This window comes from Capnocytophaga gingivalis ATCC 33624 (genome assembly GCF_000174755.1).
GTDB classification, from domain to species: Bacteria; Bacteroidota; Bacteroidia; order Flavobacteriales; family Flavobacteriaceae; genus Capnocytophaga; species Capnocytophaga gingivalis.
Genome location: NZ_ACLQ01000012.1, coordinates 1 through 25,324 on the forward strand (window position 1 = coordinate 1; position 25,324 = coordinate 25,324).

Genomic DNA, 25,324 nt, shown 5'->3' on the forward strand with positions numbered 1-25,324 from the left:
TGCTTTAATATATGATTGATATTCAATCCTTCTACTACTTTCTTAACAAGCCTTACAAGATGGCCTTGAGGAATCCTATCAAAAATATTTTTACGAAATAGCTCTGGGCTATTACTAGGCTCATTTTTAAATTGTAACTTTGCTATAGTGTTTTTTCTCACCCACAAAATTACAAAATTTATGGTAAAACACAAAAAAAATGAGGCTACTTTTTATCTAGGTAGCCTCTATTTTTTTAGATAAAGGTTATCCAAAAAGCTTTTCGGACAGCCTCATTAATTATTTAATCATTATTTCACTGCTATGCATGAGATTTCCACAGCGACTCCTTTAGGAAGCTTAGCCACTTGGTAGGTCTCACGAGCAGGAGCGCCTTCTCCAGGGAAGTACTCCCCATAGAGCGTATTGACCGTATTGAAGTTGGCCAAATCGTCCAAGAGGATGGTTGTCTTCACTACTTGGTCAAAGCTATACCCTGCTTCTTCCAGAATAGCTTTAATGTTTTTCATCACCTGTTGTGTCTGTGGTTCTATTCCTCCAGCCACCACCTCGCCTGTGGCAGGGTTGATAGGAATCTGTCCAGATACATACAGAGTGCCATTTGCCTCTATGGCTTGGCTGTAAGGCCCTATAGGTGCAGGAGCCTTAGAAGAAAGAATAACTCTTTTCATATTTTATAAGTATTATAGATTTTTAACAATTATTAATTATCAATTGTCAATTATTAATTATTATTCATTATTCATTGATCATTGATCATTGATCATTATTCATTAATCATTATTCATTGATCATTATTCATTGATCATTAATTAAGTACTCTATCTGGCGACTTGTTCTTCTCCCACTTGAGGTCGGAAAGCATAGAAGCCTTAATTCCTATGAAGAAGTACCAAGAGTTACGATCTCCAAAGGGCGAAATGCTAAAGGACATCCTAAAGCTGTTCAGATCTCGCTCAAAACGTAGCTGGGTATAAGTTACCCCTTTCTCCTTGAAATCATATCCAGAGGACGCCCCTACCCGCATCTTTGGGGTGAGGTCTATATTTCCTGATACCATCAGCGAATTGGTCGAAATCATAGGATTTCGGTTGGTGTTCGAATACGAAAGCGAGTATGCCAAGGTGATATCCCATGGCATAGACGCATAGTAAAGGCGTTGTTTCTCCTCCTTCTCCTTATCGTTGGGGTCATCTTCCTTCATAGGTTTACTCAGATCGGTATTCATCGCCGAACCGAAAAGATCATCCGAACGACCTCCCGACTGGGTATTGTCCGCATTTTTTCCTTTCTTAAAGTTTTTACTGGAGAAAGAATAATTCAGGGTCATATTCGCATTGGTAAGCCTAAAGAGACTTCCTCCGTTATTGATATTGAACTTCTCCATCTGTACCCCATTGGCATCGATAGCATAGGGGTTCATGGTTGCACCAAAGTTCAGCCCGAGCTTATTGTCGAAGAACTGGGTACCGCCTGTCATATTCAGCGGAGAAAAACGCTTAGTCACTAAGTCATAGCCTGAAGAGAAGTTCAGACTATTGAGCAGCATCACCTTCTTTGGCTTACCATCTATAGAATCCTGCTCGCGATTACGTACTTTTGCCTCAAAGGTATTGCTCAGTGAGAAGCTCATCGAGCTGGACTCATTGCGCCCAGGAGCTCCATAGAGTCCTCCCTCAAAACGGCTATAATCACGCTTGGTACCAAAAGCATCGGCTATATAATAGTTGTAATAATTGTCAAACGAAGGTGTATATCCATAACTCACCGAAGGACGCATCACATGGCGTATAGCCTGTATTTTCTTATCCTTACCAAAATTGAAAGTCCCATAGATGGTTGTCCCTAAGCTCGTCCCAAAGTTATAGGTCATATAGCGAGAAAAACCATTAATAGTATCCTTGCGTATCTTGCCCGTGAGCTCATCATAATCGTGATACTTAACCGTCTTGAACTGCCACACTTCATCCAAGGAAGTATTCAAGGACATACTGACAAACTTGAGAATCTTAAAGTTAGTTGAGATAGGAATGCTATGACGGAAACCTGTTTGCCCCTTATCGAACATCTTTTTAGAAAAGAAATCCCTATCAGAAGTATCGTACCTATTATCCCCCTGTAAGCTATAGTTGAAGTTGATATTCTTTATCATCCCCTTCTTAGGCGTTCCTTCCTTAGCAAACGGATAGATACGCTCCATGCTCACCCGCATCGCCGGTAGGGTCATCTGGATACTCTGGGTATTGGTATTCTGCGAGTGAGATGCCGTAAGCGACAGATTCACAGAAGGATACGAAGGGAATGTACGCGAGTATGAGATGGACGAGGATAGGGTGTTGTTCAGAAAGTTAGCCGAGTTCTGTTGGTTATAGGAATTACGGTAATAGGTCGAGCTCCCCAAGTTCACCGAAGCGGAGAAAGTAGAGAGTGGGCTGGCCTTGCTATCCTGAGAATGTGACCACTGTATGTTGTAGATAGAGTTGCGGCTATAATCAGGGAATCCCCTTTGGCTATAGATCAGGTTCTCGTAGCGTACCCCAAAATTGCCCGAATATTTATAGCGCTTGCGATAGGTAGAGGCTCCACGCAATCCGTAACTCCCATTGGTATAGTAATCCCCAGTAAGTGCCAGATCAAAATAATCTGAGATAACAAAGTAATACCCTCCATTCTGCAAGTAGTACCCCCTGTCATTGACCTGTCCAAAAGTAGGAAACAACAGCCCTGAGGTACGAGAATCCACCATAGGATAGTAGGCAAAAGGCAATGCTATAGGGGTAGGTACATCCGAGATATACATATTGCTAAAGCCCGCAACGATTTTCTTCTTAGGAACAAACTTTGCTTTGCGCAGGCGGATATAGTAATCTGGATCTGAAAGGTCTTCCGCGGTGGTGATCATCCCCTCCTTCAAGAAGTATGTAGAGTCATTCTCTTTTTTGATAATCTGAGCTCGTATCTTATTCTCGTCCTGTATGGTATAGGCATTGCGGATAATTGCCTTCTTAGTCACATAGTTAAAGCGAATCGAATCGGGTTCTATCACTTGTTGTGCTTGCTTGAAGACAGGTGCTTGTACCAGCTCCCCCACACTATCCTTGATACGCCCTGCATAGGCTTCTCTCTTTTGGTAATCGATTACACTAATCCCTGCCTTCAGGTCAGTATCCTCATAGGTAATCTGTGTCTGGTCATAGAGGGTAATTTTGCTCAAGGGCTTGCTGATCACCACACAATCCTTGGCATGATAGCGCACCACATCGGTAAGCATAGCGGGTTTCTTAGGTAGGGAATCCTTGAGCTGTGCTAAGGTATCTTTGCCCTTACCAAGGGTATCTTTACTCTTGGTAAGAAGGTCTTTCCCCTTGGCTCGAGATGAAGCGCTCTTTAGGGAATCTTTGCCCTTGACAAGGGTATCCTTCAGAAAAGCCTCTATACGCTCACGTTGCGGAACTTTGAGCTCCCGCGGTCGCTGAGCCGAAAGTCCTACAAAACAGGCGATAACCCCTATGAGAATGGTATATTTTTTGTAAATATGCAAAATATAAGCAAGCCTATGTAATAGTTCAACATTTTTTTTTACCTTTGCATTTTGAAAATCAAAGATTTAAGCAACAGGTAAACTCTTTATTTTCAGAGGTCAAACTTACGGATATTTTTTGTATCCTAAAAGCGATAAACGAAGTTTGTGAATGTTTTTAAAGAAATTTTAGAATTGATGAAATATTTTTATTATATTTTTTTACTTTTTTCTCTCTCTGTCTCTGCTCAGACCGAGCGTTTCAAGGTGGTTTTAGATGCGGGGCATGGAGGAAAAGACCCTGGAAAGGTACATAAGAAAATATTTGAAAAAGAGATAGCCCTGAATATCACCCTACTAGTGGGAAAGGAACTGGAAAAAGATCCTTTGTTCAAGGTTACCTACACACGTAAGGATGACCGCTTCATTGAGCTCTATGAGCGTGGAGCTATTGCCAATAAGGCCAAGGCTGACTTGTTCATCTCCATTCACTGCAACTCCTCTCCCAGCAAGGATGCCCATGGGTCGGAATCCTATGTATTGGGACTACATGCCAACGACCTGAACTTCGAAGTAGCCAAGGGGGAGAACCAGGTAATCTACTTGGAAAAGGACTATAAGGAGCGCTATGCAGGGTACGATATCAACTCGCCTGAATCCTTCATAGGCCTTTCCATCATGCAGGAGGAATTCCTCGAACAGAGCATACAAGCGGCCAAGCGCATACAATCCTCCTTGGCCGAGAATCCTGTACACCGCGATCGCGGGGTCAAGCAAGCCGGATTCATTGTCCTACACCAAACCTATATGCCCTCGGTACTGATAGAAACAGGCTTTTTAAGCAATGCCGAAGAGCGTGATTACCTATACTCTGCCCAAGGACAGAAACAAGTAGCTGAGGCCATTGCCAAGGCTATCAAGAACTACCGCTATTGGCTCAAGAACAGAAACCAACTCAGCCCTGAGAATGCCACCAATGATCTTATCTATAGGGTACAGATAGCCACCAGCAACAAGGACTTGGCCGCTACGCCTTCCAACTTCAAGGGACTCAGCCCGATCCTCAAGGAAAAAGTAGGCAACGCCTTCCGCTACTATTATGGCAAGGAAACAGATCTTAAAAAAATAGACGAACTCTTACAAATCGCTAAGAAAAAGGGATTCACCGATGCCTTTATCGTCTCTTTTTCTACCAATGGCAAGAGAAATGTACAATAGCTGTTCTCTGTTCACTGTTCACTGAATTTATTTGGTTATTCCCTCTTAAAATCGTATCTTTGCAGAAATCAGCCTGACAGACAGCTGAACCCCTGTAACTCTAAAACCCTATAATTCTTAGAAAATGAAAATACAAAATTCTGAACTTATTCTCTCTGGGGAGGGGCGTATCTACCACCTCAATATACAGAAAGAGAACATCGCTCCTACTATTATTCTCGTAGGAGACCCACAGCGCGTACCTGTGGTCAGCGCTCATTTTGACAAAGTAGAATTTACCGCTCACAAGCGAGAATTTGTCACTCACACAGGTTACTACCACGGCAAGCGCCTCTCGGTAGTCTCCACCGGAATAGGCCCTGATAACATTGATATTGTCCTGAATGAATTAGACGCTCTTTTCAACATTGACTTAGAGCGAAGAGTACCCAAGGAAGAACACACTCCCTTGACATTCGTTCGCTTAGGCACCTCCGGTAGCCTACAAGCCGATATACCTGTGGATAGTATCGTTCTCTCCGCTTATGGCTTGGGCATGGACAACCTCCTACACTCCTACAAGGATAGTCCTAAGGTACGCGAAAAAGCTATGGAAGATGCCTTTATCGCTCATACCCAATGGAATATGGACAAGGGACACCCCTGTATCGTACAAGGGTCGGAAGCCCTCCTCGAAAAGCTCTACTCTCCTGAGGTGTTCAAGGGCATCACCGCCACCGCACCTGGATTCTATGGCCCTCAGGGACGCCGACTTCGCTTGATCCCTCAGGATGAACATCTCAACGAAAAATTGGAATCCTATGCTTTCAATGGCTACAAAGTAACCAATATGGAGATGGAAACCGCCGCTATCTATGGACTGAGCAAGCTCTTAGGCCATCAAGCGCTTTCGATGAATGCTATCATCGCCAACCGACCTGCGGGTACCTTCAGCGCGGATCCAGGTAAAGCCGTAGAAAAATTGATACAATATGCCCTGCCAATCATCTGCAAAGAGTAGATAGTGAGCAAAGAACTATAATCACAAAAAATCCTCACCATGCTATGGTGAGGATTTTTACTTAAAACTAACTGGGTTTCTAATGAGGTTAAAACAACTGATATAAAAACACTAAAAAAGAACTTACTCATTAGAACACGTAATGGAAATGAAATACTAAAAACATTCCTTACAGACGGATTTTTACATCCAAACAACAACAGTGCAAAGATATAACTTTTTTCCAAATAAACAAACATTATTTTTAATTATTTTAAATAAATATTTTAATTTACTGATATACAATTTGTTGCAAATAAATATAGCAAGAGAAACTCATACATTTCCACAGAGAGAATACATTGCATTTTCTCCTTATTGCCAATACGAGCTACAAGAAATGCGCCCATAGGCTCTGGTAAATAAAAAATATCTTTTATCTTTGCCCAAGATGTTGTACTTTTGCACTTAGAACTGATACCACAGATGAAACGACTTGATTTTTCCGAATTTCTCAAGAGTTATGCCTTTGTTATTGGCGTACTTAAGTCCTTTGCGATCCTCTCCTGCGCCATAGCGGGGTGGATCTTTGGCAATGTCTCGGCGGGACTTACAGCAGCCACTACAATCATTATGATTGCCCCCAGTGACATCCCAGGCAACCGCAAGCACCACTTGGGAGGGATTGTCATTGCGACCCTTTTCGTAGCTATCAGTTCCGTAACGGTCAATTTTGCTCATGCTTACGGACACCTCTGGCAGCTCCTCTCCCTGATGGCATTGCTCACCTTTGGTTATGCTTATATCTCCCTCTATGGAGCGCGTGCGGCCATGGTCTCCATTGCGGGGATTTTCACCCTTACCTTGGCCTTGGTGCGCCCCCAGAAGGGCATCGATATCCTATACAATGCCTTGTATATATTCATGGCAGGGGCTTGGTATATCTTCTTAGTACGCATACTGATGTGGATACGCCCACGCCAATACAGCGAACAGCTCTTGGCAAAATGTATGACCCTTACCGCCAAATACTTACAGATACGCGCCCTACTGATCCGCGACACCGAACACCGCTCCGCCAACAAGCAGCTGCTCCTCTCCCTGCAGTCCTCCCTCAATGAAGAATACGAGAAACTACGGGCTGTCCTCTTGGACTCTCGATCCAAGTCGGGCAAAACAAACTACCTACAACGACAGTTCCTTATCTTTATCGAGATGGTGGACATCTTCGAACTGGCCATTGCCAACCCGATTCCTTATGAAAAAGTAGACAAATACGCTACTAAAAATGCCGGTTTCTTGGATCAATACACCCATTTCTTAGAGGAACTATCCCAAATACTCCTTAAGATGGCTGAGTATATTGGGGAAAGAAAAAAAGGCACCTATGACATCAGCCTCAAAAGTCTCTTAGAAAAACAATTACTCTTCAAGCAGACCTATCTCAGCATCAGTCAGGAAGGTTCTTTCTCTGAAGAACAGATGCTTTTGGAGAAAATGTACCTTTATCTAAGCAAGCAAACACAGAATATCTACAACGTACAACAGATATTCAACAACTATTATACCCAAGAGGTGAGCTTCCGCGACGAAAAGAGTTTCCGCCGCTTTGTCAGCGCGGACAACTACTCCATCAAGCGCTTGGCAGACCACTTTTCTTTCCAGTCCTCCTTCTTCCGGCATGCCCTTCGCCTTGCCATCGTTACCGTCATTGGTTACCTGATAGGGAGCGCCTTTGAAGTACAGAACCCCCATTGGATTCTCTTTACTGTATATGTGATCATGCGCCCTGGGTATGGCCTTACACTCAAGCGCTCCAAGGACAGAGCCTTGGGTACCCTCATAGGAGCAGGCTTTGCGTTTGTCTTAGTATATGTATGCCAATTTGTACTACATTTGGACTATGAAGTTTATAAATATATCTATGGGGCAGCGATTCTTATGAGTATGCCTTTTGGCTACGGGCTATTACAGGAGAACTTTAGCATGAGTGCTATTTTCCTTACCCTATACATCGTCTTGGCTTATGCTCTTTTCGTCCCTGATGCGATGAGCGTAGTACAATACCGTGTGGTGGATACCCTAATCGCCTTTGTCCTTTCGGTAAGTGCCAACTACTTGCTCTTCCCCTCATGGGAACACAAGAACTACAACCTACTGATAGTAAAGAGCTTAAGAGCCAATTTAGGCTATACCAATGAGCTCATCAAGCGAGCAGAGCATCCAGAAATCACCACCGAGTACAAGGTAGCCCGCAAAAAGGCTTTCTTGGCCTTGGCCAACCTAAATGCAGGCTTGCAACGTATGTTACAAGAACCCAAGTCCCAACAGAAGAACTACACCCAGCGCAATGAGATACAGGTACTCCAGCAGGATTTCCTCTCCTGTGTGGCCACCCTGAGTACGCAGCTAAGTGAGCACCCCTCCCCTATCATCAAAGACCTTTTCGTCCGTGCCATACAGGAGATACAGCACAAGCTCCAGCACTGTGTAGCCCTCTTGGACGGCAAGCTCGACGAGGAGATACGCCCCTTTGATCCCAAGGTATTCCAAGAAATACGCCAAGCAACTCTGGAACTCTTCGCCCAGCAAGGCAAAACTCCTCCCACTGACAATCCCTTAGCCACCATCCGCCCCCAAGAGATGCTCTTCTACACCGAACAACTCAACTACCTAAGAGAACTGACAGAGAATATTGAGAAAATGATTAATACCATTGTTACGGATTAAAGAACCATGATTAATGCACAAATGCCAAAAATCCTCTTCGCAAAAAGGAAGAGGCTTATAGTTCACTTTTTAAGTGCCTGTTTTACTGCTTGTGTAAAAGGACACTGTGGGATAATCTGTTGCATTTTCACGGGAAAAAGGTACAATTATTTTTTTAAGTAGGCAATATTATATACTAAATTCTCCTATTAAAATATCAAGGTAAAAACAAATATACGAAAACTTTTTTCTTATAATTTTTATAAATGATTGGTAATACTTTTGAGTAGTTCGTTAAACTTGCTATAGACAGCCCATTCGGGGCCTGATTTTAATTGGCTTGCTTTTTTCTGAATGGATTGTTGTAATTGTATGTAAAAATTTTTTTCTAATTTTAATACAGCAAGAGGGGCATTTGTTATTACTCTTTCTTTTATGAAGCTGGCTATATCTTCTCTTAGGGGGATGTTCTTGTCGTAGAAATCAAAGATGAGTTTACTTTCGATATATGCAAAAATGGGGAGTGTTGCTTTTTCGATAGCTGCTTTTTTGAACTCTTCAAACTTATTGGCTTCCAATAATTTTTCTAAAACAGCACTCTCGTTTTTATGTGTTTCACGTTTTTTTTCTTCGTTGATAGTAAGGCAAAACTGTAATATTTCTCTTGCATATTCGTCCATACTGTTAGGAAAATGGAGATATTGGGACATTTGTGTTAGTTCTTGGTTGTATTGAAGATTATTTTTACCTTTTTTTATTCCTTTGATAATCCTTTTTTTTAGATTTTCTTTTCCTATTTTTAGAGGGTCTTCATATTTTATGATATGATTGTAGACGCCTAAGTAGCTATCTAATTCATACTCGCCTTTATCTACGTATTGTAGAACATTTTTTAGTCGTTTTTTGTATTCTTGATTTGAAATTTTGAAGATGACTTCGGTACTGATATCATTGAGTGCTTTGTAGCATTCTGAGAGGTTTTCTTTTTGAGATATGCCATATTTTCCCTTTACTTCTGTGGTAAAATTTTTCTCTATAAAAGTATCTATACCTACTATATAATCAAATATTGTTTCATAGTATTTATAATTATTCTGCTCATAGTATTTTTTTTGTAGTATATTGGGATTGATGTTTTCATTTTCTTGAGGTTCTGCAAAAAGGTCTTCTCCTTCGTTTTTAGTGAAATTTAGAGTAGCCCATATTTCATTACTCATTGTTTCTTTGTCTTCTTTTGAGATTTTTCCTTTTTTGAACTCGATAGTTGTTGCGATTGTAAACAGTAGGGTGTTTTTTATCAAGTCATCTTTATATTGTTCTAAATGTTCAGAGGTAAGTCCTGTTATGGCTGAATAAATGTGTTTGTAGCATTCTAAGACTATGAGGAGGGTACGTATGTTTTTGTAGTCTTTGCTGAAAAAACTGCATATAAAATCTTTTTCTTTTTCTAGAAACTTCTGGTATGTATTCCTGTTAGACTCATCTTGGTGAAACTTTTTTTTGACAATATCATCAAAAATGCTCTTTATATCGTTATCAAATTCTATTTCTACTCCTATGAGTTTTTCTTTTATTTTCTTGAACGTCTCACTTTCTATTTCATCCGTATTGCCTATGATAAGTGCTTTTAGATCATAATTTTCGGTGAGATTGTTGATATAGCCTATTAGGTTTTCTATAGGGAAATCTTTGCTGGCTCTTTCTAAGTCGTCAAAACAAATGACAATGCGGTTTGTCATTGAGTTGATTATATTATTTTTAGTTTCATTATCAGCTTCAAATTCGCTAATTAATTCAGGAATTTTTTCAGGGATAAAGGCTTTTGTTATAGGAATGCTTAAAAGGAGTTTAGCGATTCCTTTTCCTATTTTAGTTCCTTTTTCTAGGCGAGGAAATAACTCGGTAAAAATTCTTCTGCCTATGTCGTCTATATTGGCGACTCCGAATAGGGAAACTCTGATAGGAGTGTAGTTACTATTTGTTTTTCCTTTAATTTTTATCTCTTTTATTTTTTCACTTAGAGTATTATTAAAGAAATAGGTTTTTCCTACGCCCCACTGACCGGTGATGAGGAGGGCATTATTGGTTTCTCGTGTGAGGTAGTCCTTAACTACATTGATAATTTTTTGCATAGGTTCGTCTTTATCTATATTGAGGTTAGGTTTCTTTCTTCCAAAGAGAAATGACAAGGAACAATTTATAAGTTTTTCATAACCACTTTAAGTTTCTCTATCTTTGTTGGCTATAATATCAGCTCCATAGAGAATTTAAAAATGCTAAATTTCTCATTTTTCCATAAGAAAAAGAGAATTTTAAAAGTTGTAGGCTTACCATGTAGTAAGCCTACAATAGTTTTAAGAGTCCGTTTAACACGACTTCATATTTCACTAAACATAAAACGAGGATCTCTTTCTTTTTGGAATGTTGAAAAGAGACTCTGATTAAATTTAGAGAACTTTTTATTACTCTCTTCTATAAACCATAAATAATAATTAATCAACCAGTTATGTTTTTCTTTAACTTTTGGATCTTTGATATTATTCTTAGTTCTTATCATTTCATCCAATTCTTTAGCCGCTTCTTGTTCATTATTTGCACTTTCATTAATAATATACCTTACATGATTAACTATATATCTATTTCCATTCTTTATAATATACTTTTTTAATGTTGGGCTGTTAGGATCTAAGTTATTTTGTATCAGTTCGTTATCTACAACAATCATAGGATATATGGCTTGTTTTTCTAGCTCATAAGCTTTCACCAATCCTTCTGATGCCAAGAAAGGTATTTCCCTATCTTCCATCAACTTTCCTGATGAAATTCCCCCTCTTATAAATAATCCTTCATAACTAAAATAAGCTACGATTGCAGAAACATAATCAATTAAAAGAATTAAGTTATTCTCTTTTTGAGGAGCTGTTATTATGATACTATCCGAAAAAGCATACGTATTAATACCACTAGGATATTCTTTACCAATTTTTGCTCCAGCTGAGCTCATTGCTCTTTTAAATCGTTCATATAAATTATATTTGTTTTGGAAGAACTGATTCAACTTTTCTTTATAGCCTAATATATCTAGAAAAGCACAATAATATTGATCAAATTTATAGATTTTCTTATCTATATCATTCCATTCTTCCTCTTTCATACATTCATCTTCTTTATATATTTGTTCTTGTGTCATATCCATAAAATTTTAAATGATTTTCAATTTCTATATCTAATTCTTTTATCCTATTTTGATAAATATTCATCACATATTCATGGCGTTTTCTTTCCTTTTCATTCGTTATCCAACGCTTAAATTCTGAAATACCATAGCGTAGAGTCATAGCCCATAAATTAGGGTTAAAGGCAAATATATTCCTTGTTCCAGCCACTTTAACTCCATTACAACCACTTGTGATAAGATAGCTGTAGAAAAGCATTTTATCTACTTTTGGCTTATTAATAGGTATAGACTCTGCAAATGTTTTCCCTTTGTAAAGACTATAGGCAAAATAAGATACCCTTATAATAACCTCAATGATTAGACAAGGGATTCCCATTGCTATGAAATGACTAAAGTTATAGCCCTTTTCGTACATTGACATTAGTATCTTAGGCATATCTCCTTTTAAACGCATTAATTGCCCCATAAAAGGCATAGGCAATCCTGCTTTTGTTGATAAATCAGAACGTAGGTGACCAAACTGAATAGCTATAGCTTCAAACAAAGTGATAGAAGTATTAGCGTTAGGTCTTGCTTGAACAATGATCTCTCCTGCATCATTAATAGCGGTAAAAGTCCCATTCAAAATATCTTTAACCCCATAATAGAATCCTAAGATTGGATCATGCCCAAAAGAATTAAGTCTATGCGTTTTTGGGTGTAGTCCTGAAACTTCTATTGATAACTTCTGATTTGTAGAAGGATCATATGGGACTTTGAATCTTTTTTCTAACTCCTTAGTTTCCTCTATTGTGTAGAAGTTTCTAATCCTTTTATCCACAAATCTATTAATATAACCGCTACCTGTAACATGTATTGACTTACCGTTAGCGTCACGTATAGCATTACTTTCTGATTCAAGTAACAATCGTGCATCAGTTACAAAGAAAGCATCCACAATTCCTGCCAAGAGACCTGTTGCCAAAACGATACATTGTTCAACCTCATCAAGTTCATACTCTGACAATACTTGTTGTGATAATTGTCTGTTCTCTTGCCAAGCTCTTTCTCTATCTTCTGTACTTAGAGAAATATCATATAAAGCATCTAATGAATTATCCATAGTCTCTATAATTTATATAGGAAATATCTCTTGCCATCTTGCCAGAAACGCTTCTTCTGCAGGATGTACTTTCCCATCTGCATAAATCATATTAATAATTAGGTCATGGATACAAAGAACAACCTCATTTTGATTTTGAACATCACAATATTGGCGTAGAAAAGATTTTGTTTCAGTAACTAACTCATCAAAACTTAGATTGTTATTCTTTATCTCCCAAATTCTATTCTTTATAATCTGAGGAACAATAGGAGAGGAATTTAGTTGGCCTATGTATCTATCTATTTCACTGTTTTCCTCAAAAGAAAAATCTCCATCACATTTTGCTATGTGAACAGCTATTTTGACAGCTAACAACATAAATTCATCTCGTGAACGAACCATTGATAGAACATTTTGTAACTTCTGCTTAGTATCTTCTCCCCCCTTTGTATAGCCTTCATTAAACCCTTTTTCATGTCCTTCCTTTGTTCCTTTATTTTCTCCTGCTTTATAGGCAACAACTCCTGCAGCAAGACCACCTCCAGCCAAGACCACCTTCTGTACTGTCTTGTTTTTAGCAATCTCTGTTACTGTTTTCAAAGCATTGGAAGTAAAATTTTTTCCTGCATTTGTTTGAGATAATTCAAACAATTGTGATAAAACTTTAAATAAATCCATCTCTTTTTAATTTATAAGGTTAATATTTTAATCATTTAATTAATTGTAACTCTAAAAAACTTAAACTACCCCACTTTCAGCACCGCTCCCAAAGTATGGAAGATACTACTGATATCGATACCGAATACACGCTGGAAGGCAGCGATTACGTCTTTACCTCCATTTACAGAAACGGGGTTGGTGGTGGTCTGAGTAGGGATCACAACTTGCATCCCTGGTTCTAAACGGATACCATTGGAGGCTACCGTCTTACTTACAGTTACTTGATATAAGGCCATAACTTTAATGATTAATTTTCAATGGTTAATAGTTATTCTACAAATAGTTCTTGCTGTTTTTCGACACACAGGTCTCTATAAATATTTACAAATTTCATTCTTCCCCCTCCTTATTTTACGGCAAAATTATAAATCAACTCGGTCAAACTGCGACCACCTTGTAATTATTTTTGCGTTTTCTCTCTTTCTTGAGGCAAAATTAGAGAGTGAACCGGTCAAACTACGACCATTTTGCAAATATTTTCCATCTTAACATTTTTATCATTACAGATCACAAAGATAGTAAAATTTTATTAATATACAAAGATAATTTATATTTATTTTTCTACTTTTTTCTTATCTTTTTCTGACGACAAAAGTAAGAAGCAACTCGGTCAAACTATGACCACCTCTTAAATATTTTTTTACTTTCCTCTCAACTGCAAAAAATAAAACTGAACTCAGTCAAATTACAACCGAGTTCAGTTATCAGTTATCTCTTTTGAGGAGTATAGGAATTCACAGCCCCTTAGAGTGTTAGGATTCCCCTATACACTTAAAACTTAGGTTTCAGGCTATACTTTAGGTAGAATTTCTCAATGATTTCTTCTACTTCATCCGCAGTATCTACAATCTTGAAGATGTCCATATCCTTGGCGGAGATATTGCCAAACTTGTCCAAGAGCACTTCCTTGATCCATGCTACCAAGCCACTCCAGAACTCCGTGCCAACCAAGATGATCGGAAAGGGTTCTATCTTGGTAGTCTGTATCAGAGTAATCGCTTCAAATAGCTCATCCATGGTGCCAAAGCCTCCTGGAAAGACTACAAAGGCTTGAGAGTAGCGGACGAACATGACCTTACGAGCAAAAAAGTAGTTGAACCTTAGGTTCTTATCTCTGTCCACATAGGGGTTGTCATGTTGTTCAAAGGGGAGTTCTATATTGATTCCCACCGAAGATCCTTCCTGCTGGTGGGCGCCCTTGTTAGCCGCTTCCATGATCCCTGGCCCGCCTCCGGTGATGATACCAAAGCCCATCTCAACAATGCGTCCGGCAATCTCGGTGGCCAAGTTGTAGTACTTACTATCAGGCTGAATACGTGCTGACCCGAACACCGATACACAGGGACCTATCTCCGAAAGGCGCTCATAGCCTGTGACAAACTCACTCATGATCTTAAAGATCCCCCAAGAATCATGTTGCTTTAGCTGAATCTCTTCAAATTGTCGTTTTTTTACCATATTTTAATAATCAATATTTAATGAGTGATGCTTTCTCTTTTCCTCACATCATAGAGGGAATAACCTGCCGAACACACATTCAGTAGCGCAACAGAGAGTAAGAGAATCGTATTTAGCAAGGAGGTTTTCTCTTCTCTTACTAAATAATAAATAACAACGGCGACGAAAAAGAGCAGACAGAATACAAAGTAAAAGCTCCTAGCGTCTTTTCTTAAAAAGGATTTCATAGGTTATAAAATTAAGGTTTAATTCATTAATAAATGACCTTGCAAAGATACGATTTTTAAAAGTAGAAGTCAAACATTTTCCCCAAGTTTTTTTACCCTCAACCTTTTAGACTTCTGTAGAGTACAAGCCTACAAGAGATGGGATTTTCAGCAAAAAAGAAAAATAACCCTTCTCTCACTTCTCAAGTATTCTACAGCAGTGTTTTTACAAAAACACAAAATTAACAACCATAGTATAAAATTCCTATTCAAAAAATAGGAAATTTAATAAAAAATAATTAACTTTGCAACCTATTTACTACATTAACCATTAACCATTAACCATTAACCATTAACCATTAACCATTAACCATTAACCATTAACCATTAACCATTAACCATTAACCATTAACCATTAACCATTAACCATTAACCATTAACCATTAACCATTAACCATTATGAAAAGTTTTTTCTTTGCTTTCCTTCTTTTGGGAAGTATCCCCCTTTGGTCACAGAACTCCTTGGAGAGACAAATCCTACAGAGCAAGTATGCGGTGGACTCTATCATAGCTACTCAAAAAGCACATTTGTTCAAGCAGTTAGGCTCAGTAGAAGATCTCTTGGAACAAGGGAAAATATCCAAGGACGAAGCCGAACAGATGAAAAAGGACTTCAAGCAACGTGCCAAGCGGCGCACCCAGCAGCTACTCTACACGCAAGCACAGTCCCTCAGAGACCAATTGGACAAGGAGTTACAGTCCTTTCCTGCGGACAGCCTTCTGATGCCTGCCGATTCCTTAAACCCCCACCTCCCCTATGAGAAAACTATGGCTCAGGTGGATTCCTTAGCACAACGACAGGAAGCCAACACTTACCTACGCCGCTATATGAATAGGGGGGATATCTTCTCGCCTTATCTAGCTCTGGGGATACTGAACCTACACTCAGCTGGGCATTTCGGAAATAAGCGCCTGAGCCCTCTGGGCTCTAAGTCCTTTGAGTTGGGGATCTATACCAACTACCGCCTAAGAAAAAACGACAACCTGCTGCACCTGAACCTTGGACTCTCTTGGCTGTATCAGAGCTTTAAGATACGTGATGGACTCTACTACCAGCACCAGGCGGGCAACACCCTCTTAGTCCCCTATGGCAGCGAGCTGACCAAGTCTAAGTTCCGCACGCACTACCTGCTCCTTCCCATAGATCTGGAATGGGATTTCTCCAAGGAGGGAATGCATAGAAATATCTCCTATTTCCAGACACATGAGCATCTGTACCTTGGCGTAGGGGCTTTTGTGGGGATTCTCTTGGATGCCAATCAGAAAGTGAATGCCAAGCGAGGAGGAAATACCTATAAGACTCTCATTCGGGAGGACTTACACACCAACCGATGGACTTATGGCCTCTCAGCTCATATAGGAGTCAAGGAATGGAGCCTCTACTTCCGCTATAGCCTTGCCCCTCTCTTTACTGGTAATAGCAAAGGCGAATATCCTTTTATGATAGGCATACGAGCAGGACGATAATAATGATTAATGCCTATAATCATTATTTATCTAAGTTTCGAAAGCTATCTTTAGGCCATATTTTTATTTGTAACAAAATAATAATCAATAACATGTAAAACAACCTCCCCCTCCCCCTCCAAAGAGGGAGTTTAAATTCGTTTAAAAAGCTAAATTTGTTAGTCAATATGAAAAATATTTCCTTCCATAACTTATTGAATTTCTAACACTTACTAATTCCCCCTCTTGGAGGGGGTTAGGGGGAGGTTTTGAAAATCAGTAACTTATATAACTTACAAAACTTGAGTTATTCATTATTCATTAATCATTGTTCATTAACCATTAACCATTAATCATTGTTCATTAATCATTAGTTTATGCGTTTTTTCTTTCTCCTCTTTACCTTGCCCTTATGGGCACAACAACAGGTGCTTTCCTCCAAGGGCACCCCTGTAGAATATGTCAATATAGGCATAGTAGGAACTTCCAAAGGACTTATTACCAACGAGCAAGGAGAGTTCACCTTGGAAAGGCTTGAAGCAGCTCCGACAGATAGTATTTACTTTTCACACTTGAGCTATAAGCGTAAAGTGCTTTTAGCCAAGGATATAGAAAAGAAAATTATCTTAGAAGAGACTGACATCAAGCTCCCCGAGGCTTCTTTTACCTTGCAAAAACCTAAATACTACACCCTTAGGGGCAAGGGGATGCCTATTGTCTTCAAGCTCTATGGCGAGATGAAGGATGGCTTTGAGCCTACCAGCAATCGCAAGTATCTCAATGCGGAGATAGGAGATTTTCTGTCTCTCAAGCACGATGCACGCCTTACAGAGCTAAGTATAGATATAGACCGAAGTGACTTCTATATGGCTGTACTACGTGTAGTGGTCTACCAGACAGATCGAGAGCATAAGGCCTTTACACCCTTGCTTAGGGAACCTATTTATATAGAGGTATTTCCCAGTCCCCAACCGCAGACTTTCACCCGCAAGCTCTCCGTCTTTGCCCCCAAGGGCGAGGTATGGATAGGGGTGCAGTTTGTCGAAATGCGCGGCAAGGACTATGACAGGCTTATCTTCCCTGCCACGGTCAATACCTGCTATATCCGCTTTGCCGATGGCAAGATACGCCCTCTGAACAAGCATTTAGGGATTCCTTTCTCTATCAAAGGATACGATTATATAATGGTTAATGATCAATGATTAATGGTTAATGATCCGCGCGTTGGCACTGATTTGTAGGAGGCTATCCAAAACATTATTTTCAAATTTTATTCCATTGAAAATCAGTTGTTTTTAGGTTCTGCTGTAGGGGCGATTTGCAAATCGCCCTTCAAGAATAAGGCTTTTCGGACAGCCTTGGAATTAATATCTATAATCCTTCTATTCCACCTTTATACAACCCTATAATTTTTATTTTAGAACCAACTAAAAACTAATTTCTTTTTCTTATTTAAAAAATATTTCTTTTTTCATTAGTAAATAAAAGAAAATTTGTATCTTTGCGCACTCGATTTGTCACTAATCATTAATCATTATCATGAAGGTTCTCAAGTTTGGAGGGAAATCCCTCGCCAATGGAAAGGGCTTAGAAACAGTACTTTCTATTATCATTGACAAGGTAAAACAAGGACAGGAAATCTCCGTAGTGGTCTCTGCCCGTGACAAGGCCACAGACCAATTGGAGTCCATGCTGGAGCGTGCCGCTGGTGGGGAGGACATCTCGGACGATTTCAGCGCTTTCAAGCAATATCAGCTCGCGGGGGAGGATATTGACTTCTCTGAGGAGTTTTCTGTCCTACAGCGCATCTTCGATGGGGTCTCTCTCCTTGGGGATTACAATGATAAGATCAAGGACAACACCTTGGCTCAGGGGGAAGTCCTCTCGGCCAAGTATGTCGCTCACTTACTTAGAAAGCGCGGAATACAGGCTGCCTTTGCCGATAGCCGTCAGTTCTACGTGACCAATAGCCTCTTTGGCAATGCACAACTTCAGGAAGAAGCCTCTCACAGGCGTACCTTGGACTACTTTGCCCAATTCCCCAAAGGAACAACTCCTATTGTAACGGGCTTTATCGCTGCCAACGAACTGGGGCAAACTACCACTCTGGGGCGCAATGGAAGCAACTACTCTGCCTCTATCTTAGCCAATATTCTCAATGCGGAAGAGCTTCAGAACTACACTCATGTAGATGGTATCTTCACCGCCAATCCTGAGCTGGTGGCCGATGCCAAGATTATCGAGCGCCTTTCCTTCGAAGAGGCCAATGAGTTGGCCAATTTCGGCACCTCTATCCTTCATGCCAAGACGATTATCCCTCTCTTGGAAAAGAAAATCCCTTTGCGTATCCTCAATACCTTCAAGCCCAATGACGCTGGCACTCTCATCTGTGAGGCTCAGGACAGCATAGGTGGAATCCGTGCCATCTCTGTATTGGAGAACTATGCCTTGGTTATCCTCGAGGGGCGCGGGCTCTTAGGGGAAGTAGGGGTAGATGCGCGTATCTTCCGTGCCTTGGCACAGGCTCAGATCAGTGTGAGTATCATCTCCCAGGGTTCCTCCGAGCGTGGAATTGGATTCTTGGTAACCAATAAGGATGCTCACAAGGCAAAGCAAGCCTTAGAAAAAGAGTTCGAATCGGATGTATATAGCCATGATGTCAGCGGGGTGAGCCTCGTAGAAGAGGTAGGGGTGGTCTCCATCGTAGGACAGAACTTGGCCGATTTTGACAAACCTTACAATGCGCTCATTCGCAACCAGATAATCCCGCTATTGATCAACAATTCCGCCACAGGACGCAATGTCAGCGTGGTGATCCATAAGAAAGACCTTCCCAAAGCAGTCAATGTGATACATGGGGAAATCTTCCAAATCTCCAAACGTATCAACTTGGTGATCTTCGGTCGTGGTACGGTAGGGGGAACGCTTATCGAACAGATTTTCCAGGCTCGTGCCGATATCCTCAAGCGTAGAAATATTAACTTGCAGATCGTTGCTATAGCCAACTCAAAAGAGGTGGTGTTCAATCACAAAGGAATATCCCCTGCGGACTACACCGCCTTCGATACACTCAAGGTTCCTTACCAGATAAGCGAGCTGATCGCTCAGGTACAGCAGCACCATTTGGAGAACCTTATCGCTATAGATGTCACTGCCAGCAAGGCCTTTGTCGAGAACTACCTTCCCTTGGTAGAGAATGGTTTTGACCTTGTCTCGGCTAACAAAATAGCCAATACCATCGGCTATCCTTTCTATAAAAAACTCAGAGAGACCCTCACTCAGTATAAGAAACAATACCTCTACGAAACCAATGTAGGAGCTGGCTTACCGCTCATTGATACCATCAAGCTACTACACCACTCAGGAGAGAATATCACCCGTATCAGGGGAATCTTCTCCGGTACACTGAGCTTCCTTTTCAATACCTATTCGGCCAGCGATGCTCCCTTCAGTGAGATTCTCCAAAAGGCTATTGACAGTGGCTATACCGAACCTGACCCACGCGAAGACCTCTGTGGAAACGACGTAGGGCGTAAGCTATTGATTCTGGCTCGCGAATTGGATTTGGAAAACGAGTTCGAGGAGGTCTCCATAGAGAACCTAATCCCTCCTGCTCTACGTGAGGGTAGCCGTGAGGAGTTTCTCAGCCGTCTCAAAGAGTTTGACCCTATCTATCAAGAGATCAAGGACAAAGCACCTCAGGGCACGGTTCTACGCTATGTAGGCGACCTCCATGGCGACCTCTCCCAGACGGCCACCGCCCGCTTGGAGGTCAAGCTCGTATCGGTACCCGTAACCAGCGCCTTAGGACAGGTCAAGGGTGCTGACTCCATTTTCGAGATTTACACCGAGTCCTACGGCGAAAACCCTATTGTGATCCAGGGAGCCGGAGCCGGTGCCGCTGTCACTGCTCGGGGGGTTTTTGGAGATATTTTACGTATAATAGGAAATAAATAGTTTACCATGCATATTCACAAAAAAGACCTTATCGCTACCATTCGTCTTGAGGCTGACGAAATTAGCTTGGATACAGCCAATGTACTGCTAAAGGATCCCACCCTGAAGCCCTGCCATATCATCATTGATCTCTCGGCACTGACCGAGCTGGACGAGGAGCAGCTCGATGCGCTCTTCTACCTCTCTGAGATGTTCCGCAGCGAGACAGAACACTCCTTCGTAGTGGTGATCCCTTCCTATGACCCTGATACCTTCCCTGAGGAAATAGTAGCCTGCCCTACCCTACAGGAAGCCTTGGACATTATCGAAATGGAAGAAATAGAAAGAGACCTCTTTGATGACTAAGAGGTCTCTGGGGCTATTCATATAATCTTTTCATATCTTCCTCAGAGATTAACTCTCCTGGTTGCATTTTTATACGATAGATTTGTATCTTTTTATCACCAAGAGGAATATAAGTAGAAAGTTTGAGCTTTAGATTAGGAATTTCATTATCTTTAGGGAAAAGGAAATAGACTTTTTCAACTTTGTAATACCCATCAATATTTCCTGCAATCATAGGGAGGAAATATTCTATATTCATTAGATTGATGATAGTAGGGATTTTTTCCATAATATAGGAAGTTGCCTGATGATTTACAAATATTTCAAAATTATCATCAGTTTTCCGTACTAACCCAGTGAGTACATTTCTCTTTTGTTTAAGAGGAGGGCTAAGAGTCCCAATAGCATCTATTTGTGGAATATCAATATCTGTATTAAGGTTAAACGAAGGGCTTATATGGAAATGGCTTTGTAGGCTATTAAGTAAAGACTTGTTGTCCTTGATTTCATTCTCTATCACCTCAGTACGGATTTTGAGTTTGTTCCAGAAGTCTTTGTTTTCTTCTTTCATCAGTGCTACTATAAGGTAATTACTATTGGCACGAGGGCGATATAGCTTCCCATTTAGCAGATGAAAATTATCTTTGATATATTGGTAGCAATCCATTCCCTTACGTGGCTGAATAATATAAAAATCATAAAGAGTATTCAAAGTTGCTTGTATCCTTGTTCTAAATTCATCTCGGACATAGGCTCTCCATTTTGATTGTTGGCTCTTGTTATCTCGCCCATACAGAGAGACTATAAAAAGAAAATTGACATCATAATGACATAACAAAAGAGTATCTCGGTCAAACAATCGGTTTTCATATTGTCTATTAAGTTGTATTCCACTTTCTTGACTATTGAGTTTTCCTTCGTCAAAAGACAAGAATTTTTCACCGCCATTTCGTTTGTTAGGTATTCTTGCACTGATGAAGAAGTTGGGGATAGGGTTATATCCCTCTGTCAGCGTGTCACGTAGTTGGGGTTGTCCTTTAGTGTCTCCATCCAAGAATAAGTTCATATTCCATTGTATCACATTCTTGGCATAGGTATATTGTTTGTAGATGGAATTATCTCCTAAGTGGATAGTATCATTTTTTGTACGTTTATAATACTTACTGTCCCCTATATAATAGGTAAGTTCTTCAGTAAGGTCAGATTGCTCTATTAATCCATGACCAATAAACATGTGATCCACTAATTTTCCATCTTTTTGCTCTAATAGTTCTTTAGGTAAGTTTCTTTTGTCATTTCCCCCAACCAGCGTATCTATCATTACTTCAAAAATATGAGCAAAATCCTTGGTTAATAGATAATCTGTTTCAAATTGGTTCATAGCTATTTTATACTCCCTATCAAAAAAGGCATAACATAAGTCCCAGATATGTAGTGCTTTATCGCTAAAATATTTGTATTTGAGTTGCTTTAATTTTCTGCAACCCATATTTTTTCCAATATATAATCTTTGTAACTTATCAGGGTTTATTAGTGGATATTGTATGTTGATTTTAAAGGAGAACCCATGTGTCTGTCTTATGTAATTGAGGATCGAGAAATAAATGATTAGTAGTTCCTCATCAAAGTTTATCACTTTCTTTTTGTTGATTGGAGAGGTATAGAAAGGTTTCCCTTTTTGGATAATAGCTTGAGAGTGAGTGATGGTTTTTGTCCATTGTATTTTATTCTGCCCCGAATGTAGATTCTTGGCAATAAAGGTAAAATAGTCTTGGTTGTTCTTATTGAAGTCTCTTAGTGCTATAATAACATCTAATAGTGTATTGTGTTTCTGTTTTCTACCGCTACTCTCTTTTTGGTGTTCTCTGCTTTCAAGTATATTATCATTATGATTCTTCTGATATACACTGATAGTACGATAAATCCAAATAGAAAGATTGGAGAGAAAATCTTTGTACTCTTTACAACCTTCTTCTGTGAATTTTTCTTTGATGTATTGTCCTTCAAAATCAATGATTTCCAAAGGAGAAGCCCCAAAAATAGTATCTGCTTGATTATCTTTATCTATATCTCCTGTTAGGATTACCTTTGGTAGAAAGAATACTACATCCTTGGCTTTCTTAGAGTAGCAATATCCTACATAGTCAAAGGATTGTATCTTTTCCATTTTAGGAAAAGATACAATTCCTTCAAGTATATCCTTGATACTTAAGTTAGTTTTTACTTTGTGATTAAGGGTATAAGGGTATCCTTCTATAAATAACAACATACGCTACTCTTTTTCTTCATTTTCAGGCACTATATTACTATCTGTAAAGGATATATTCTTGTTTTCTTCTGTAGAAAAGGGGTTGACGCCAAGATATTCCATCATTTGGATAATTCTCTGTTGTCCTTCTTGACCATATAAATCAGAGAAAGACACCTCTTCTGTTTCACTTGTTTTGAAGATTTCCCCTTCTCCTTCTTTGCATACATCATTCCAAAGATAGAAAAGTACTTTATTTAGCAATATTTGTTCTGTGATGATTCCATTATGTGGATTGACGAAATAGTCACCAAGCATCTTATCCTCACTATGAATGGAGTCAAAAATTCTTTCATTTACAATCTTTTGGAAAGATACCCATGAATATTGTTTAGAGCCAACAATAATACTCCAATCTTGGTTTTTATATTTGATAGGTTCGTATTCCCAATCCCACCTGCGTTTGAAAGCACTATCAATAGGGAATAGACTTTGGTCGCTGGTATTCATGGTGGCAAAAATATAAAGGTTCGAGGGCAGGCAAAGTTCTCCATCCTTTATACCCTCATTATCACTTCCTAATATATTTTCTAAGTAAGCTCTAAGATCAGTGTCAGCCTTAATAGTGTAGTCTGATTTACCCTCAGCATTTCTATCTAAGAGCTGGAACAAATCCCCGAATATCTGAGCACAATTACCACGATTAATTTCCTCAATCACAAGATAGACATTCTCTTGTGTTTGATAGGCACGTATATAGGCATTTAAGAATACTTGAGGGACAAAGGAGTATTCTATGCTCTTATCTATAATAGGATCACTTTTTTGGGCACATGCTAAGTTATCATCTTCTGTATATTTTACTTTAGTCCCATTATCAGTATAGCGATATTGTTCCACCATAGTAGGCTTATAGGTACCAACAAAAGTAGCATAATCACTATCTGGATGGAAGGTAGTGCGGAAAATATTTTCTTTAGATACTTGTTGAGATTCTAAATATTCTTTTATTTTATATGATTTGCCAGTGCCAGGAGCACCATAATAGATGATTTGATGAGAAGGTAAAAATTCTTCTTGTTCTTTTCTTACTTCACTTTTTGAAGAAAGAGTATCCTTCATTTTTTCTAGATAGAATCTCTTCCTCTCAGCGCTATTAGAGAAAATCAAAGGCTTAGTATCTCCAATATATACTGTAAGATGTAATTCATCTTGATGTAAAGTATACATTTTTCCAGCAAACCAAGCGCCATTATTAGCTTCCAATCCTAAATGTATTGAAATTAGTCTATAGCAATCTTCATTTATGAATTTTCCTTGATAGGTCATTTTAGGATTATACTTAAGACTCATACGCCCTACATGAAAGTTCCCTTCTATCTTACGAACAATTAGTAGAAGCATTCTCGCTCCTTGAATTCTCACACCATTGACAAACACCTTATCAAAAATACTTGCAACAATGAAATCATATCCTCCTTCCTGATGTCCTCCTTTTCCTAAAGGACATTTGACATCGTTAATATTGGATACTGATTTATATAGCATTGCTGTTAAAAAATCTTGCAAGTTATCAGAAAACTTATATTCTGCTCCTTGACCTAATTCTGTACCCCAAGCAGGCGTACCTCCACCACCTTCAATGTTGAGATTAAATGATAAAGAAGATAAATTTAAATTCATAATTGTTTGAATATGTGTTCTAATAGAATAGTAACTAAATTAACATCCCAACCATTACCAGCACGTTTTGATAGTTGGCTATAGGATTGTCCAGCAAAGTCTATATCTACTTTGCGGCCTACACCTTGTAACCCTTCTAATCCCATAAGACGAAATTGTTCTGTAACAGACATTTTTCTTACGACTTCTTTATCTTTATGAGATTCTATTATTCGGAGACTATTGTGTTCAGGCTGAGTGATAGTTATGGAATAACCATCATATTTTATTTTTTTGTTGTAGATATCCAAACATAAAGGTCTATCAACATTGAAATGAGGGATGTTATGTTTGATCTTTAGATGTTCGATTTGAGCCTCAGAAAGATACATAGCTTTAGGAACATATCCATCAGGATCTAAAAAATCAGCTAATCGTTTGTGAGATTCTATGGGGGGAGGAGTCATGCAAAAATTTTGAGGGAGACCTCCTAATTGAGCGAACATCCATAGGCGCTCCCTGTTTTGGGCGATGCCATAATCTTTTGAGTTAAGA

General features: G+C 39.5%; 18 protein-coding genes. 7 read left to right on the forward strand and 11 right to left on the reverse strand.

Annotated features, from left to right (window positions below):
• Window positions 1–290: 290 nt before the first annotated feature.
• Window positions 291–671, reverse strand: a complete 381-nt coding sequence (locus CAPGI0001_RS04285) for a RidA family protein (RefSeq protein WP_002667097.1) — start codon at window positions 669–671, stop codon at window positions 291–293.
• Window positions 672–808: 137 nt separating this feature from the next.
• Window positions 809–3,541 (reverse strand): putative LPS assembly protein LptD, encoded by a 2,733-nt coding sequence (locus CAPGI0001_RS04290; RefSeq protein ID WP_002667106.1) that lies wholly within the window; start codon window positions 3,539–3,541, stop codon window positions 809–811.
• Between the two features lie 177 nt (window positions 3,542–3,718).
• Here CAPGI0001_RS04290 and CAPGI0001_RS04295 point away from each other — a divergent pair, with 177 nt between their 5' ends.
• The 3 genes from CAPGI0001_RS04295 to CAPGI0001_RS04305 all read left to right on the forward strand — a co-directional run bounded on the left by CAPGI0001_RS04295 (window position 3,719) and on the right by CAPGI0001_RS04305 (window position 8,447).
• Window positions 3,719–4,738: an N-acetylmuramoyl-L-alanine amidase family protein gene (locus CAPGI0001_RS04295; protein WP_002667084.1), complete on the forward strand. Its 1,020-nt coding sequence runs from the start codon at window positions 3,719–3,721 to the stop codon at window positions 4,736–4,738.
• A gap of 124 nt (window positions 4,739–4,862) precedes the next feature.
• Window positions 4,863–5,738 carry a nucleoside phosphorylase gene (locus CAPGI0001_RS04300; protein WP_002667088.1) on the forward strand — a complete coding sequence of 292 codons (876 nt, stop codon included), beginning with the start codon at window positions 4,863–4,865 and terminating at the stop codon, window positions 5,736–5,738.
• Window positions 5,739–6,203: 465 nt separating this feature from the next.
• Complete coding sequence (locus CAPGI0001_RS04305) at window positions 6,204–8,447, forward strand: FUSC family protein (RefSeq protein ID WP_002667073.1); 2,244 nt, start codon at window positions 6,204–6,206, stop codon at window positions 8,445–8,447.
• Window positions 8,448–8,686: 239 nt separating this feature from the next.
• On the opposite strand, the gene CAPGI0001_RS04310 is transcribed toward CAPGI0001_RS04305, so the two are convergent.
• The 6 genes from CAPGI0001_RS04310 to CAPGI0001_RS04335 all read right to left on the reverse strand — a co-directional run bounded on the left by CAPGI0001_RS04310 (window position 8,687) and on the right by CAPGI0001_RS04335 (window position 14,866).
• Window positions 8,687–10,615: a P-loop NTPase fold protein gene (locus tag CAPGI0001_RS04310; protein ID WP_002667104.1), complete on the reverse strand. Its 1,929-nt coding sequence runs from the start codon at window positions 10,613–10,615 to the stop codon at window positions 8,687–8,689.
• Window positions 10,616–10,803: 188 nt separating this feature from the next.
• Window positions 10,804–11,616: a hypothetical protein gene (locus CAPGI0001_RS04315; protein ID WP_002667085.1), complete on the reverse strand. Its 813-nt coding sequence runs from the start codon at window positions 11,614–11,616 to the stop codon at window positions 10,804–10,806.
• A complete protein-coding gene (locus CAPGI0001_RS04320) occupies window positions 11,594–12,706 on the reverse strand; it encodes a hypothetical protein (protein ID WP_002667075.1) in 1,113 nt (370 codons plus the stop codon). The genes CAPGI0001_RS04315 and CAPGI0001_RS04320 overlap by 23 nt, the downstream gene beginning before the upstream one ends.
• A gap of 12 nt (window positions 12,707–12,718) precedes the next feature.
• Window positions 12,719–13,366, reverse strand: coding sequence for a tellurite resistance TerB family protein (locus CAPGI0001_RS04325; protein WP_002667102.1), 648 nt, complete (start codon window positions 13,364–13,366; stop codon window positions 12,719–12,721).
• A 65-nt stretch (window positions 13,367–13,431) separates the two neighbouring features.
• Window positions 13,432–13,644: a DUF6140 family protein gene (locus tag CAPGI0001_RS04330; RefSeq protein WP_002667092.1), complete on the reverse strand. Its 213-nt coding sequence runs from the start codon at window positions 13,642–13,644 to the stop codon at window positions 13,432–13,434.
• Between the two features lie 535 nt (window positions 13,645–14,179).
• Complete coding sequence (locus tag CAPGI0001_RS04335) at window positions 14,180–14,866, reverse strand: LOG family protein (RefSeq protein WP_002667099.1); 687 nt, start codon at window positions 14,864–14,866, stop codon at window positions 14,180–14,182.
• A 665-nt stretch (window positions 14,867–15,531) separates the two neighbouring features.
• Here CAPGI0001_RS04335 and CAPGI0001_RS04340 point away from each other — a divergent pair.
• From CAPGI0001_RS04340 to CAPGI0001_RS04355, 4 genes are all read left to right on the forward strand, one after another.
• Window positions 15,532–16,599 (forward strand): porin family protein, encoded by a 1,068-nt coding sequence (locus CAPGI0001_RS04340; RefSeq protein ID WP_002667095.1) that lies wholly within the window; start codon window positions 15,532–15,534, stop codon window positions 16,597–16,599.
• 356 nt (window positions 16,600–16,955) lie between these two features.
• The gene (locus tag CAPGI0001_RS04345) at window positions 16,956–17,780 is read left to right on the forward strand and encodes a carboxypeptidase-like regulatory domain-containing protein (RefSeq protein ID WP_002667077.1); all 825 of its coding nucleotides are present in this window, start codon (window positions 16,956–16,958) and stop codon (window positions 17,778–17,780) included.
• 337 nt (window positions 17,781–18,117) lie between these two features.
• Window positions 18,118–20,535 (forward strand): bifunctional aspartate kinase/homoserine dehydrogenase I, encoded by a 2,418-nt coding sequence (thrA, locus tag CAPGI0001_RS04350; RefSeq protein WP_002667091.1) that lies wholly within the window; start codon window positions 18,118–18,120, stop codon window positions 20,533–20,535.
• Between the two features lie 6 nt (window positions 20,536–20,541).
• Complete coding sequence (locus CAPGI0001_RS04355) at window positions 20,542–20,880, forward strand: hypothetical protein (protein ID WP_002667082.1); 339 nt, start codon at window positions 20,542–20,544, stop codon at window positions 20,878–20,880.
• A gap of 13 nt (window positions 20,881–20,893) precedes the next feature.
• On the opposite strand, the gene CAPGI0001_RS04360 is transcribed toward CAPGI0001_RS04355, so the two are convergent.
• The 3 genes from CAPGI0001_RS04360 to CAPGI0001_RS04370 all read right to left on the reverse strand — a co-directional run.
• Window positions 20,894–23,128, reverse strand: a complete 2,235-nt coding sequence (locus CAPGI0001_RS04360) for an LlaJI family restriction endonuclease (RefSeq protein ID WP_002667078.1) — start codon at window positions 23,126–23,128, stop codon at window positions 20,894–20,896.
• Between the two features lie 3 nt (window positions 23,129–23,131).
• A complete protein-coding gene (locus CAPGI0001_RS12735) occupies window positions 23,132–24,790 on the reverse strand; it encodes an AAA family ATPase (protein ID WP_002667071.1) in 1,659 nt (552 codons plus the stop codon).
• The coding region (locus CAPGI0001_RS04370) for a DNA cytosine methyltransferase (protein WP_040359632.1) at window positions 24,787–25,324 on the reverse strand (538 nt) is incomplete at its 5' end. The genes CAPGI0001_RS12735 and CAPGI0001_RS04370, both read right to left, overlap by 4 nt.

Coding starts and splice junctions, on each gene's coding strand:
- CAPGI0001_RS04345 (WP_002667077.1), top strand. CDS start 16,956: ATGCGTTTTTTCTTTCTCCTCTTTACCTTGCCCTTATGGGCACAACAA.
- CAPGI0001_RS04285 (WP_002667097.1), bottom strand. CDS start 671: ATGAAAAGAGTTATTCTTTCTTCTAAGGCTCCTGCACCTATAGGGCCT.
- CAPGI0001_RS04335 (WP_002667099.1), bottom strand. CDS start 14,866: ATGGTAAAAAAACGACAATTTGAAGAGATTCAGCTAAAGCAACATGAT.
- CAPGI0001_RS04360 (WP_002667078.1), bottom strand. CDS start 23,128: ATGTTGTTATTTATAGAAGGATACCCTTATACCCTTAATCACAAAGTA.
- CAPGI0001_RS04340 (WP_002667095.1), top strand. CDS start 15,532: ATGAAAAGTTTTTTCTTTGCTTTCCTTCTTTTGGGAAGTATCCCCCTT.
- CAPGI0001_RS04320 (WP_002667075.1), bottom strand. CDS start 12,706: ATGGATAATTCATTAGATGCTTTATATGATATTTCTCTAAGTACAGAA.
- CAPGI0001_RS04300 (WP_002667088.1), top strand. CDS start 4,863: ATGAAAATACAAAATTCTGAACTTATTCTCTCTGGGGAGGGGCGTATC.
- CAPGI0001_RS04325 (WP_002667102.1), bottom strand. CDS start 13,366: ATGGATTTATTTAAAGTTTTATCACAATTGTTTGAATTATCTCAAACA.
- CAPGI0001_RS12735 (WP_002667071.1), bottom strand. CDS start 24,790: ATGAATTTAAATTTATCTTCTTTATCATTTAATCTCAACATTGAAGGT.
- CAPGI0001_RS04355 (WP_002667082.1), top strand. CDS start 20,542: ATGCATATTCACAAAAAAGACCTTATCGCTACCATTCGTCTTGAGGCT.
- CAPGI0001_RS04295 (WP_002667084.1), top strand. CDS start 3,719: ATGAAATATTTTTATTATATTTTTTTACTTTTTTCTCTCTCTGTCTCT.
- CAPGI0001_RS04305 (WP_002667073.1), top strand. CDS start 6,204: ATGAAACGACTTGATTTTTCCGAATTTCTCAAGAGTTATGCCTTTGTT.
- thrA (WP_002667091.1), top strand. CDS start 18,118: ATGAAGGTTCTCAAGTTTGGAGGGAAATCCCTCGCCAATGGAAAGGGC.
- CAPGI0001_RS04330 (WP_002667092.1), bottom strand. CDS start 13,644: ATGGCCTTATATCAAGTAACTGTAAGTAAGACGGTAGCCTCCAATGGT.
- CAPGI0001_RS04315 (WP_002667085.1), bottom strand. CDS start 11,616: ATGACACAAGAACAAATATATAAAGAAGATGAATGTATGAAAGAGGAA.